Source organism: Paucidesulfovibrio longus DSM 6739, assembly GCF_000420485.1.
GTDB classification, from domain to species: domain Bacteria; phylum Desulfobacterota; class Desulfovibrionia; order Desulfovibrionales; family Desulfovibrionaceae; genus Paucidesulfovibrio; species Paucidesulfovibrio longus.
This window is the reverse complement of sequence record NZ_ATVA01000016.1, coordinates 105,793-117,601: the sequence shown is the minus strand read 5'-3', so window position 1 is coordinate 117,601 and position 11,809 is coordinate 105,793. Positions and strand designations below refer to the sequence as shown.

At 64.9% G+C, this 11,809-nt stretch carries 11 protein-coding genes; 8 read left to right on the top strand and 3 right to left on the bottom strand.

The annotated features are described in order from the left end of the window. Nucleotides 1-149: 149 nt before the first annotated feature. On the bottom strand, nt 150-629 hold the full coding sequence (locus G452_RS0113390; RefSeq protein ID WP_022662768.1) for a chemotaxis protein CheW: 480 nt from the start codon (nt 627-629) through the stop codon (nt 150-152). A gap of 94 nt (nt 630-723) precedes the next feature. Beyond that, the gene (locus tag G452_RS20745) at nt 724-3,195 is read right to left on the bottom strand and encodes a methyl-accepting chemotaxis protein (protein WP_022662767.1); all 2,472 of its coding nucleotides are present in this window, start codon (nt 3,193-3,195) and stop codon (nt 724-726) included. 217 nt (nt 3,196-3,412) lie between these two features. Here G452_RS20745 and G452_RS0113380 point away from each other — a divergent pair, with 217 nt between their 5' ends. Then, complete coding sequence (locus G452_RS0113380) at nt 3,413-3,637, top strand: hypothetical protein (RefSeq protein ID WP_022662766.1); 225 nt, start codon at nt 3,413-3,415, stop codon at nt 3,635-3,637. Nucleotides 3,638-3,719: 82 nt separating this feature from the next. Here G452_RS0113380 and G452_RS0113375 read toward each other — a convergent pair whose 3' ends face one another. Beyond that, on the bottom strand, nt 3,720-5,060 hold the full coding sequence (locus G452_RS0113375) for a UDP-glucose dehydrogenase family protein (RefSeq protein WP_022662765.1): 1,341 nt from the start codon (nt 5,058-5,060) through the stop codon (nt 3,720-3,722). A 218-nt stretch (nt 5,061-5,278) separates the two neighbouring features. Between G452_RS0113375 and G452_RS0113370 the strand changes: the two genes are divergently transcribed. Genes G452_RS0113370 through cimA form a run of 7 tightly spaced genes read left to right on the top strand, consistent with a single transcriptional unit; the run spans nt 5,279 to nt 11,793 of the window. Further along, the gene (locus tag G452_RS0113370; protein WP_022662764.1) at nt 5,279-6,004 is read left to right on the top strand and encodes a pyridoxine 5'-phosphate synthase; all 726 of its coding nucleotides are present in this window, start codon (nt 5,279-5,281) and stop codon (nt 6,002-6,004) included. A 10-nt stretch (nt 6,005-6,014) separates the two neighbouring features. Continuing rightward, nucleotides 6,015-6,392 carry a holo-[acyl-carrier-protein] synthase gene (locus G452_RS0113365; protein WP_022662763.1) on the top strand — a complete coding sequence of 126 codons (378 nt, stop codon included), beginning with the start codon at nt 6,015-6,017 and terminating at the stop codon, nt 6,390-6,392. A gap of 30 nt (nt 6,393-6,422) precedes the next feature. Further along, the gene (locus tag G452_RS0113360) at nt 6,423-7,988 is read left to right on the top strand and encodes a bifunctional ADP-dependent NAD(P)H-hydrate dehydratase/NAD(P)H-hydrate epimerase (RefSeq protein WP_022662762.1); all 1,566 of its coding nucleotides are present in this window, start codon (nt 6,423-6,425) and stop codon (nt 7,986-7,988) included. Then, on the top strand, nt 7,982-8,428 hold the full coding sequence (locus tag G452_RS0113355) for a CBS domain-containing protein (RefSeq protein WP_022662761.1): 447 nt from the start codon (nt 7,982-7,984) through the stop codon (nt 8,426-8,428). The genes G452_RS0113360 and G452_RS0113355 overlap by 7 nt, the downstream gene beginning before the upstream one ends. Before the next feature lie 21 nt (nt 8,429-8,449). Then, nucleotides 8,450-8,932 (top strand): tRNA (adenosine(37)-N6)-threonylcarbamoyltransferase complex ATPase subunit type 1 TsaE, encoded by a 483-nt coding sequence (gene tsaE, locus G452_RS0113350; protein ID WP_027189253.1) that lies wholly within the window; start codon nt 8,450-8,452, stop codon nt 8,930-8,932. Between the two features lie 3 nt (nt 8,933-8,935). Further along, nucleotides 8,936-10,177, top strand: coding sequence for an aspartate kinase (locus G452_RS0113345; RefSeq protein ID WP_022662759.1), 1,242 nt, complete (start codon nt 8,936-8,938; stop codon nt 10,175-10,177). Further along, the gene (gene cimA / locus G452_RS0113340) at nt 10,174-11,793 is read left to right on the top strand and encodes a citramalate synthase (RefSeq protein WP_022662758.1); all 1,620 of its coding nucleotides are present in this window, start codon (nt 10,174-10,176) and stop codon (nt 11,791-11,793) included. Before G452_RS0113345 ends, cimA begins: the two co-directional genes overlap by 4 nt. Nucleotides 11,794-11,809 lie beyond the last annotated feature (16 nt).

Here is an 11,809-nt window from a genome sequence, read left to right as displayed (position 1 = left end):
GGCTCGCGGCGATTGCGGCGTAAAGGACGACGCCGGGAAGAAGCGGGGAATCCCGCGACGTTCAGCGGGGGAAAAGCAGCTCGACCACGTCAAAAAGCCGCCCGCCGTCGGCAACGACGGAGAACGGCGCCGCATCCGGCGACACGCGCTCAACCGACCTTGGTCAGGGCGTCCTTTTCCTGGCCGGAAAGCAGTCGGTCCAGGTCGAGCATGATCAGCAGCCGATCATCAAGCTTGCCGACGCCGTCGATATAATCCGATTCGAGCCCGGACACCACGGCCGGAGGAGCCTCGATGGTCCCCGCTGGAATGCGGAGCACTTCGGAAACCGAATCGACCATGAACCCGACGATGACCATGCCGGTTTCGATGACGATGATCCTGCTGTGCTTGTCGCTGTCGCGCGCGGCCATGCCGAACCGTCTGCGCAGGTCCACGATGGGGATGACCTTGCCGCGCAGGTTGATGACCCCTTCGACGAAATCCGGCGCCTTGGGCACCTTGGTGATGGCCATGGTCCGTATGATTTCCTGTACGGCGAGGATGTCCACGCCGAACTCCTCTTCCCCGATGCGGAAAGTCACAAGCTGGATGAGTTCGTCGTCCTGTCGGACCTGATAGTCTTCCATGCCCCGTCGTTCCTTGAAAAACCGTTTCCGAACCGTGGCTTCGCCAGAGTTCGATCAATGGCAATATGCCGCCAGTTTGTCAACCGCGAGTGAATCAGTTGCCGCGCATGCCCTGGATGACGCGGCGCAGATCCTCGGCCAGCCGCGCGAGCCGCTCGATGGCCTGGCGCGAGTCCTGGACATGCAGGGCCGTCTCGTCGCAGACGTTGTCGATGCCGTTCACGGACCGGCTGATCTCCTCGCTGGTGGCCGCCTGCTGCTCCGCGGCGGTGGCGATGGCGCGGATCTGGCCGGAGTTGCTGTCGATGACCCGGACGATTTCCTGCAAGGCCGTTCCCGCAAGGGACGCCTGCTCCGTGGACGAATGCACGGCGGTGACGGCGGCGTCCGTGGCGGCCACGCTCTGCTCGGCGCCTTTCTGGATGCTCACGATGGCCCGGCCCACCTGCTTGGTGGCGTCCATCGTCTTCTCGGCCAGCTTGCGCACCTCGTCCGCGACCACGGCGAATCCTCGCCCGGCGTCGCCTGCGCGCGCCGCCTCGATGGCCGCGTTCAGGGCCAGGAGGTTGGTCTGGTCCGCGATGTCCTCGATGACGTTCATGACGGTGCCGATGCCGGCGGCCTCGGAATTCAGCGCGCGCATGGCCGTGCGCAGCGTTTCGGCGTGTCCCTGCACCGCGCGGATGGATTCGATCACGCTTTCCACGGTCCGCTCGCCCTGCTCGGCCTTGACGATGGCGTCCTGGGCTTCGCGCGCCGCCTGCCCCGCATTCCGCGCGACCTCGGACACCGAGGCGTTCATCTGCTCCATGGCGGTGACGGATTCCACGGTCCGGCTCTTCTGGTTCGAGGAACCGCTGGCCACGTCCTCGATCTGGGCCTCCAGGCGGGAGGCCGCCTCGGCCACGTCGTCGGCGATGCCTTCGGCCCTGGCGGCCACCTCGCTCATGGTCTCGACCTGGCGGCGCACCTGTCTCTCGTTCTCCTTCACGCTCGTCAGGTCGGTAACCAGGGTGAAGGAGCCCATCAAAGCCCCCTCCAGATCGTACAAGGGCGCGCCGTCGAGCCGCACGAAACGATGGGAGCCTTTGTCGGTCCGCATCTCGCGCTCGACGTTGACCAGCGCGGTGCGTTCGGCCTGGACGCGCTCGGCCAGAATTTCGCCGTCCACGCATTTATAGAAAAATTCCTCGATGCGCTGGCCCAGACAGCCGGCGGGCTCTCCCTCGCGTTCCAGCAGATCGAGCATGGCCTGGTTCACGAAGGTCAGGCTAAGATTCGTATCGACCACGAAGCAGGGAGAGGTCATGCCGTCGAGCAGCCCCTGCGCGAACCCGAATCGCTTCAGGGTCGCGAGCATGGCCCGGATGTCATGGGCAAGCTCGGCAAGCTCGCCGCTGAAGCGGGAGTCCAGCGTCGCGCCGAAGTCCTCCTGCGCGATGCTGCGCGTGAATCCGCGAATCTTCGCAATGGGACGGACCACGCTGCGGCCGATCAGGGCCACCATCGCGAAGGCGAGGACGAGCGTTCCGCCGCACGTGCCCACGATGATCCAAAGGGTCGTCCGGTAGTGGTCCAGGCGACGCTGGAGCAGCGCGTCCAGCTCGGCCGACGATGTTTCGGACAGTTCCCGCGCCGTGCGGCGAAGCTGGAGCGCGGACTGGAGAAAGACCGGCGGCTTGACGAGGGTCCAGCGGGCGGAATCCGCAAGCATGTTCACATATTCGAGAAAATCGCGGGCAGAGGCTTCATAGCGTCGCAGCAGAGGGGACAGATTCTCCTGGAGGCTGGGGCTGACCCCGTAATAGAATTCATCCTCTTCCAGGGCGTTGCGCCCGGCCGCGATCACGTCCGCATACCCAACGCGGCGCAGCTCCGCGCCGAGCAGCAGGAATTCCTGACGCGCCATCTCGGAAATCTCGCCCGCGTCCTGGGCCGTTTCGTAATAGGAAATCACGTCCGAGATGAGCGCCTGGGTCCGGGGCAGCAGTTCGATCACCGCGCGCACCAGGGCCGTGGAATCCTGGTCCGGATCCAGGCCGAGGCTGGACGTGCCGCCCACCAGCTCGATGAGGCCGAGCAGATCGCTGACCAGGGCCGCGTGCTTGCCCATGAATTTGCCGGGCGAGGCTCCCTTCCACTGCTTGAGTTCGTCCCAGCGCTTTTTGAGCTGGTCCACGGCCAGACGCTGTCTGCCCCGCCGTTCCAGTCCTGCGGAATCGACCTCCAAGGCATGGGCCGAGGCCGCATGCAGCGCTTCCAGTTCTTCGAAACGGGCGTCCATGCCTTTTTCCAGGGCGAGCAGCTTGGCCTCGTCCACGTCGCCCGAAAAAGACTGGACCACCAGCCGCTCGTGCTCCGTCACCTGCTGAAGCAGCGAAGACAACGGACGGATGTAGGCATTGCCGCGCATCTCCAGGCGGGCCAGGCTGATGTTCTCGTAGCTCGCGCTGAAGACGAAATAGGACAACAGGGCTATGGGCAGCACGAACACCAGGCTGGAAATCGTCAGCTTGGCGGTGATGCTCAACCCCCGGAACAGCGAAAAAAAGGACCGCCCGAACATGACTCCCCCTTGGCTCGCGCCGTTCCCCCGCGGGGAGCGGCTCGAATAAATAACGACACGGGTTTGGCGTTATTACAAATCGTAAAGGATGACAACAACCTCGGCCCCCACGCCGCTCCGGCCCACAAATTGACGCAACAGGGCAAAACGTCTACGGTGCGTCGAAATTTCGCATTGAAGGCCCCCTTCTCACCACCCTTTATCTCCGCGAGGAGCCATGGCGCGCTATACTCTCTTGCCTGACGACATCTCGCTCGAAGAACAAATCAAGACCCTGGCCGACGACGAGCTGCTGGATTTCTGGGAAGAGACGCAGCAGCTGGGACGCCTCTCCGGGAGCGAGGAACCGCCGGAGAGCATGGAATACGGTCCGGAATTCGAACGCCTCATTCTTCTGGAACTGCAAATGCGTTCCTGCCGACGCGTCGGAGTCCCCAAGTAGCTGCGACGCCCCTGCAACGGAAAAGGCCCCGCGATTGTGCATCGCGGGGCCTTTTTCATTGCCGATCCGAAGCTCGCGCCGCTCAGGCGTTCACGGGCGTCCGCCCGATGCTGAAGTAGGCGAACCCGTTCTGCCCCATGAACTGCGGGGAGTAGAGGTTGCGGCCGTCGAACAGCAGGGGCGCGGAGAGGGACTTGCGGATGCGTTCGAAGTCCGGGTTGCGGAACTGGTTCCAGTCCGTGACCACGGCCAGGGCGTCCGCGCCGTCCAGCGCCTGGTACTGGCTCTCCACGATTTCCACCAGCTCGTTCCCCTTGAGCACCTCGCGCGCGCGCGCGCCGGCCACGGGGTCGAAGGCGCGCACGCGCATGCCCCTGGCCGTGAGCACCCGGATCAGCTCCAGGGCGGGCGCCTCGCGGATGTCGTCGGTATTGGCCTTGAAGGCGATGCCCCACATGGCCAGGGTCTTGCCGTTGACTCCGCCCTGCGGCGCGAAATACGCCTCGATCTTTTCGGCGAGCACCAGCTTCTGGCGGTTGTTGACCTCGTCCACGGCCGCGATCAGGCTCGGCTCGTAGCCGTTGTCGCGCGCCGTGTCGATGAGCGCCTTGACGTCCTTGGGAAAGCAGGAGCCGCCGTAGCCCACGCCGGGATAGATGAAATGGTAGCCGATGCGGTGGTCCGAGCCAATGCCCAGGCGCACTTCGCTGACGTCCGCGCCGACGCGCTCGCAGATGCCGGACATCTCGTTGATGAAGCTGATCTTGGTGGCCAGCATGCAGTTGGCCGCATACTTGGTCATTTCCGCGCTGCGCGTCTTCATGACGATGAGCTTCTCGCGGGAGCGGGCGAACGGCGAGTAGAGGGCCTTGAGCAGTTCGGCGGTGCGCACGTTCTCCGTGCCCACGATGACCCGGTCGGGTTTCATGAAGTCCGTGACCGCGTCGCCCTCCTTGAGGAATTCGGGGTTGGAGACCACGTCGAACTCCAGCCCCACGCCCCGCTCGTCCAGGGCCTTGCGGATGATTCCGCGTACGCGGTCCGCCGTGCCCACGGGAACCGTGGATTTGTCCACGACGATCTTGTAGTCGGTCATCCTCCGGCCGATCTCCTCGGCCACGGCGTCCACGTAGCAGAGATCGCAGGAACCGTCCGGACGGGAGGGCGTGCCGACCGTGATGAACACGAAAAGCGCGTTCTCAAGTCCCTCGCCGAGGTCCGTGGTGAAGGACAGCCTGCCCTCGGCCACGTTGCGCCGGACGAGTTCCTCCAGGCCGGGCTCGAAAATATGGACTTTCCCGGCCCGCAGCGTTTCCACGACCTGGGGATTCACGTCCACGCAGATCACATCGTTGCCCATTTCCGCGAAACAGGCCGCGCTGACAAGGCCCACGTATCCGGTGCCTACGATACAGACATTCATCTGATTGGATTCTCCATCTCTTCGGGTTGCTGCTTGCATGCCAACGCATAGAAAAAATACGGTTCGGGAAAAAAGTCAAGGCCGGGAGCGATTCTCCGCGGCTCCGAAACGCTCCGGGCAAACCCCGCCTTCCGCCCCGACGCGCAGAGCCCGCCTTGCAATGCACCGCGAACAAGCGTAGAAAACTCCTCTTCGAAATCCACCTCCGGAGGACCGCAATGCCCGTACTCTGCGTCAATATCGACCACGTCGCCACGCTTCGCAACGCCCGCATGGGCATCGAGCCCGAACCCGTCACCGCCGCGGCCATCTGCGAGCTCGCCGGAGCCGACGGCATCATCGTCCACCTGCGCGAGGACCGCCGCCACATCCGCGACCGCGACGTGCGCGTGCTGCGCGAGACGCTGAACACCCGGCTGCACCTGGAAATGGCCGCCACCGCCGAAATGCAGGCCATTGCCCTGGAAACCGAACCGGACATGGTCTGCCTCGTTCCGGAAAAGCGCCAGGAGCTGACCACGGAAGGCGGGCTCAATTGCATCGGCCGCGAAAAGGAACTGGCCGACTATCTCGCTCCTCTGCATGCGGCGGGCATCCGCTCCAGCCTGTTCGTGGACGCCGACCCCGCCCAGATCGCCGCGGCCCATGCCGCCGGAACGGAATTCATCGAAATCCACACCGGCCACTATGCCGACGCGAAAAAACACGCCGAACGCCAGGCCGAGCTGGACAAGATCCTCATGGGCATTGAAATGGCCCAGGATCTGGGGCTCAAGGTCAACCTCGGCCACGGGCTGAACTACACCAACACCCTGGCCTTCGCCTGCGTGCCAGGCATCTACGAATATTCCATCGGCCACGCCATCATGGCGCGGGCCATCTTCGTGGGTCTGGACACCGCCGTCCGGGACATGGCCGCGGTCGTGGCCTCCTTCGACGACTGAGGAACCCGGCATGGTGCGCGGACTCGGCATCGACCTCGTGGAACTCGACCGCATCCGCGCGTCCCACGCCCGATTCGGCGAACGCTTCGTGAAGCGCATCCTCACGAAACGCGAGGCCGTTCGCCTGGAAGGCAGGAGCGATCCCGCGCCCTACCTCGCGGCCCTGTTCGCGGGCAAGGAAGCGGCGGTCAAGGCGCTCGGAACGGGATTCGCCCAGGGGGTGACCCTGCACAACGTGGAAATCCTGCACCTGCCTTCCGGAAAGCCGGAGCTGCACCTGAGCGGACGAGCCCTTGAAGTGGCCAAAGCTCTTGGGGTAAGCTCCATGCACGTCTCCCTCACGCATGCGCGCGATACCGCCGGAGCCGTGGTCGTCCTCGAAGGCTGATTTCGCCCCACCCGAACCAAGGAGCCCGCCATGTTCGAGCCGCTGCCCACCCCCGTGGAAATGGCCCAATGGGACCGCGCCGCCATCGAAGGCGTGGGCATCCGTGGCGAAATCCTGATGGAGAACGCCGGGCGCGAGGCCCTGAACGTTCTCCGCGAGGCCTGCGGCCCGCTGGCGGAGGCCCGCGTGCTGGTGCTGGCCGGGCCGGGCAACAACGGCGGCGACGCCTTCGTTCTCGCGCGGCATCTTCACGATCTCGGCGCCGAGGTGCTGACGCTGCACGCCAAGCCGCGCCGCGAATACCGCGGCCACGCCGGGTACCACCTGCGGCTGGCCGCACGCACGGGCGTGCCCCTGAAACGCCTGACCCGCCTCTCCCTGGCCCGGTTCGCGGAGCCGGACCGCCAGCCGGACATCCTGGTGGACGGGCTGCTCGGCACCGGCTTCCAGGGCGAGCTGCGATCCGATTTTCACCAGTTCGTCGAGGGCGCCAACCGCATCGGCGAATCCGCCTTCGTGCTGGCCCTGGACATTCCCTCCGGCCTCAACGGCGAAACCGGCGAACCGCAACCCCTGGCGATCCGCGCCGACGCCACCGCGACCTTCGGCGCGGTCAAGCTCGGCCTGGCCCTGCCTCCGGCCGCGGCCTTCACCGGAATCGTCGCCCCCTGCGACATCGGCATCCCCAGCTCCTGCATCCAGGCCGCCATTCCTTCCCACTACCGCATCGCCCCGGAAATCATGGAACTCGTACCGCTCCCCGGTCCGGACATGCACAAGGGGCAGGCGGGCCATCTGCTCGTGGTCGGCGGCAGCCCGGGCCTTACGGGCGCGCCGCATCTCGCGGCCCTGGGCGCGCTGCGCGGCGGCTGCGGGCTCGTCACCCTGGCGGCCCCGGCGGCCCTCTGCGCCGAGGCCAAGGCGGGCCGACCGGAAATCATGACGCTGCCCCTGGGGCACGGCGAGGGCTGGACCCCGGCCCTGGCCGACGAACTGGCCGCTCTCCTCGCCGCCTCCCCGCGCCGCTTCGACGCCGTGGCCCTCGGTCCCGGCCTCGGACGCGACGACGGCGCCCGCGACTTCCTGCGTGTGCTGGGACCGAACCTGCTTTTGCCTCTGGTCTGCGATGCGGACGCGCTCTTCCACCTCTCCGGCTCGCCGGAGTTTCTGCCCGAAGGCGCGGTGATCACCCCCCACCCCGGTGAAGCCGCGCGCCTGCTCGGCAAATCCACTGCGGAAATCCAGTCCTCCCGCATCGCCTCGGCCCGGACCCTGGCCCGCCGCCACGAGGCCGTGACGGTTCTCAAGGGCGCGGGCAGCATCGTGGCCGACCCGGAAGGCCGCGCGCACCTTTGCCCGCTTTCCGCTCCGGCCCTGGCCGTGGCCGGTTCCGGCGACGTGCTCACGGGGCTGATCGGTTCCCTGCTCGCCCGCGGCCTTTCCCCGTTGCGCGCCGCCTGCCTGGGTGTATACTGGCATGGACTGGCGGGCATTCTGCTCGGCGACACATTTCCAGGGCGCGGCTGCCTTGCGGGCGAAATCGCCGACGCCCTGCCCCGTTCCCTTCACCATGACGACAAGGAGTACCCATGCTGACCGCCAAGGATATCATGACCACCAACGCCGTGACGCTCCGGCCTGAATCGGACGTGAGCGAAGCCGTCCGACTGATGCTGGAAAACAAGATCAACGGCCTGCCCGTGGTGGACGCGGACGGACGCCTCGTGGGCGTCATCTGCCAGAGCGACCTCATTGCCCAGCAGAAGAAGATCGCGCTGCCCTCCTTCTTCACCCTGCTCGACGGCCTTTTTCCCATCTCGGCCACGGAGCAGCTGGACAAGGAAGTCAGCAAGATGACCGCCCTGACCGTGGAAAAGGCCATGACCAGCGACCCTGTTTCCGTGGAAGCGTCCACTCCCCTGGATGAGATCGCCACGCTCATGGTCGAGAAGAAGCTCTATACCCTGCCCGTGCTTGAAAATGGGCGAGTCGTGGGCGTCGTGGGCAAGGAAGACGTGCTCCGCACGCTTTTCTAGAACATGACGCGATCCGGTCCCATGACGCTGCACGTCGAACTGGAGGATCTCGCCTCGACCCTGGCCTTCGGCAGGAAGCTGGCCTCGGCCTTCGCCGGCCGGTCCCGGCCTCCCGCGCTGCTGCTCACGGGGGGCCTCGGAGCGGGCAAGACCACGCTGATCCGCGCCCTGGTCGAGTCGCTGCCCGGAGCGGACCAGGCCGAAGTCACCAGCCCCAGCTTCAATATCGTAAACATCTATCCCACCAATCCGCCGGTTGCGCATTTCGACCTTTACAGACTGGCGGATGGCTGCTCCGACGACGACATATTCGAGCTTTTGGAATCGGAAACGACCTGGAACGTGGTGGAATGGGCAGATCGGCTCGCCCCGCAAGACGAGCCGCAACGCGCCGTGCACATTGCGCTCCGGCCTTCGGGCACTGGACGAACGGCCCAAATAAAGGCAAAGGAAAAAGCGGACGAGGCAACCCTCCGCTCCATCCTCGAAGTAAAAGAAGGGTAGATCATGAGCTTAGTGGTACAGAAGTTCGGCGGAACCTCCGTGGCCAACCTGGAGTGCATGCGGCAGGTTCTGGCCAAGGTCAAACGTCCGCTCTCCCAGGGCGACAAGGTCGTCGTGGTGCTCTCGGCCATGTCCGGCGAGACCAACCGCCTGCTCGCCCTGGCCAAGGAGTGGGCCTCCAATCCGGATCCCGCCGAAATGGACAGCCTGGTTTCCACCGGCGAACAGGTCTCGGTGGCGCTTTTCTCCATTCTCCTCAAATCACAGGGCATCCGCGCCCGCTCCGTGCTCGGCTTCCAGGTTCCCATCCGCACCAACTGCGCATTCGGCAAAGCCCGCATCGTGGACATCGACGGCGACAAGCTGCACGAAATGCTTGAGGATCTGGACGTGCTCGTGGTGGCCGGCTTCCAGGGCTGCGACGAACAAAACCGCATCACCACCCTGGGACGGGGAGGCTCGGACACCTCGGCGGTGGCCCTGGCCGCCGCGCTCAAGGCTGATGTCTGCGAAATCTATACTGATGTTCCGGGCGTGTTCACCACGGACCCGAACATCTGCTCCACCGCCCGCAAGATCGACCGCGTCGCCTACGACGAGATGCTGGAAATGGCCAGCATGGGAGCCAAGGTGCTCCAGATCCGGTCCGTGGAGTTCGCCAAGAAATACAACGTCGTCGTACACGTCCGGTCCACGTTCTGTGACGAGCCGGGCACCATCGTCTGTCAGGAGGATCAAATGGAAGCCGTGCTCGTATCCGGTATCGCCTACGACAAGGATCAGGCCCGCATCACGCTCGTGCACGTCGAGGACCGTCCCGGCGTCTCGGCCGAGGTCTTTTCCGCCATCGCCGAAAAGAAGATCCTCGTGGACATGATCGTCCAGAATCCGAGCAAGGACGGCAAGACCGACCTGACCTTCACCGTTCCCCGCGCCGACCTGGACCAGACGCTGCGCGTGCTGGAAGGGCTCAAATACGAGGTCGGATTCAAGGAACTGCGCTACGACAAGCACGCCGCCAAGGTTTCCGCCATCGGCGTGGGCATGCGCAACCATTCGGGCGTCGCGTCCAAGGCTTTCCGCGCCTTGGCCGAGGAAGGCATCAACATCCTGATGATCTCCACCTCCGAGATCAAGGTCACCTGCCTGATCGAGGAGAAATACACGGAACTCGCCGTGCGCACCATGCACAAAGCCTTTGGCCTGGACTCCGAAACCAATGCGCAAAGCTGCAAGAGCGCATGAACAGGGTCAAGATCTACGACACCACCCTGCGCGACGGAACGCAGGCCGAGGAACTCAACCTGACCACCGAGGACAAGATCCGGGTGGCCCGGAAGCTTGATGAACTCGGCGTGCACTACATCGAAGGCGGCTGGCCCGGCTCCAACCCGACGGACAAGAGCTTCTTCAAGGAAATCCGCAAGGAAAACTTCTCCACGGCGCGGGTGGCCGCCTTCGGCAGCACGCACTACCCCCGGACCACGGCGGACAAGGATCCCAACCTCGCGGCCCTGCTCGAAGCGGAAACCCCGGTGCTGACCATCTTCGGCAAGACCTGGGATCTGCACGCGGAAACCGCCCTCGGCGTCAGCCTTGAGCGCAACCTCGAACTGATCCGCGACAGTCTCGCCTATCTGCGGCCCCATGTGGACGAGCTGTTTTTCGACGCCGAACACTTCTTCGACGGCTTCAAGGCCAACCCGGATTTCACCCTGAACTGTCTGCGGGCGGCCTTCGAGGCCGGGGCCGACGTGCTCGTGCTCTGCGACACCAACGGCGGCACCCTGACCCATGAACTGGCCGCCATCATGACCGAGGTGCGCAAGGCCCTGCCGGACGCGCGGCTCGGCATCCACCCGCACAACGACTCGGAACTGGCCGTGGCCAATGCCCTGGAAGGAGTTCGCCAGGGCGCCGTCCAGGTCCAGGGCACCATCAACGGCTACGGCGAACGCTGCGGCAACGCCAACCTCTGCTCCATCATTCCCAACCTGGAGCTGAAGATGGGGCTGGAGTGCATCGGCGCGGACCGCCTGACGCTGCTGCGCGAAACCTCCAACTACATCGCGGAAGTGGCCAACCTGCGCCCCTTCCTGCGCCAGCCCTTCGTGGGCGGCTCGGCCTTCGCGCACAAGGGCGGCATCCATGTCTCCGCAGTGCTCAAGAATTCCGAAACATACGAGCACATCCACCCGGAAGCCGTGGGCAACCACCAGCGCGTGCTGCTCTCCGACCTCGCGGGCAAGTCGAACATCATCTTCAAGGCCCGGCAGTACGGCTACGAGCTGGACAAGAACGATCCGCGCCTGGGTGCCCTGCTCGGCTGCATCAAGGAACGCGAGTCCATCGGCTTCGAATACTCCGTGGCCGACGCCAGCTTCGAACTGCTGCTGCGCGAATTCCTGGGCGATTCCAAGGACTACTTCACCTTCCACAACTTCTTCGTGGTGGACTCCAAGCGCGAGGAGGACAACCAGCCTCTGTCCGAGGCCACGGTCATCGTCTCCGTGCAGGGCCAGAAGGAACACACCGCGGCATCGGGCAACGGCCCGGTCAACGCCTTGGACGGCGCGGTGCGCAAGGCCCTGGAACGCTTCTATCCGCGCCTCAAGGAAGTCTCCCTGAAGGACTTCAAGGTCCGCGTGGTTTCAGGGCTCATCCGCGACACCGGGGGCACGGGCTCCTTCGTGCGCGTGCTCATCGAATCCAGCGACCGCAAGAACCGCTGGACCACGGTGGGCGTATCCCACAACATCATCGAGGCTTCCTGGCAGGCCGTGGTGGACTCCATCGTCTACAAGCTCTACCTGGACGAACGCGAAGCGGCCAAAAATCTCGGCGACGCGGGCATCCCCTAGCCGAAAAGAGAAGCGG

What these genes read in the sequence shown, in the direction of transcription:
- G452_RS0113390 (WP_022662768.1), bottom strand. Translation starts at nt 629, where the DNA reads ATGGAAGACTATCAGGTCCGACAGGACGACGAACTCATCCAGCTTGTG.
- G452_RS20745 (WP_022662767.1), bottom strand. Translation starts at nt 3,195, where the DNA reads ATGTTCGGGCGGTCCTTTTTTTCGCTGTTCCGGGGGTTGAGCATCACC.
- G452_RS0113380 (WP_022662766.1), top strand. Translation starts at nt 3,413, where the DNA reads ATGGCGCGCTATACTCTCTTGCCTGACGACATCTCGCTCGAAGAACAA.
- G452_RS0113375 (WP_022662765.1), bottom strand. Translation starts at nt 5,060, where the DNA reads ATGAATGTCTGTATCGTAGGCACCGGATACGTGGGCCTTGTCAGCGCG.
- G452_RS0113370 (WP_022662764.1), top strand. Translation starts at nt 5,279, where the DNA reads ATGCCCGTACTCTGCGTCAATATCGACCACGTCGCCACGCTTCGCAAC.
- G452_RS0113365 (WP_022662763.1), top strand. Translation starts at nt 6,015, where the DNA reads ATGGTGCGCGGACTCGGCATCGACCTCGTGGAACTCGACCGCATCCGC.
- G452_RS0113360 (WP_022662762.1), top strand. Translation starts at nt 6,423, where the DNA reads ATGTTCGAGCCGCTGCCCACCCCCGTGGAAATGGCCCAATGGGACCGC.
- G452_RS0113355 (WP_022662761.1), top strand. Translation starts at nt 7,982, where the DNA reads ATGCTGACCGCCAAGGATATCATGACCACCAACGCCGTGACGCTCCGG.
- tsaE (WP_027189253.1), top strand. Translation starts at nt 8,450, where the DNA reads ATGACGCTGCACGTCGAACTGGAGGATCTCGCCTCGACCCTGGCCTTC.
- G452_RS0113345 (WP_022662759.1), top strand. Translation starts at nt 8,936, where the DNA reads ATGAGCTTAGTGGTACAGAAGTTCGGCGGAACCTCCGTGGCCAACCTG.
- cimA (WP_022662758.1), top strand. Translation starts at nt 10,174, where the DNA reads ATGAACAGGGTCAAGATCTACGACACCACCCTGCGCGACGGAACGCAG.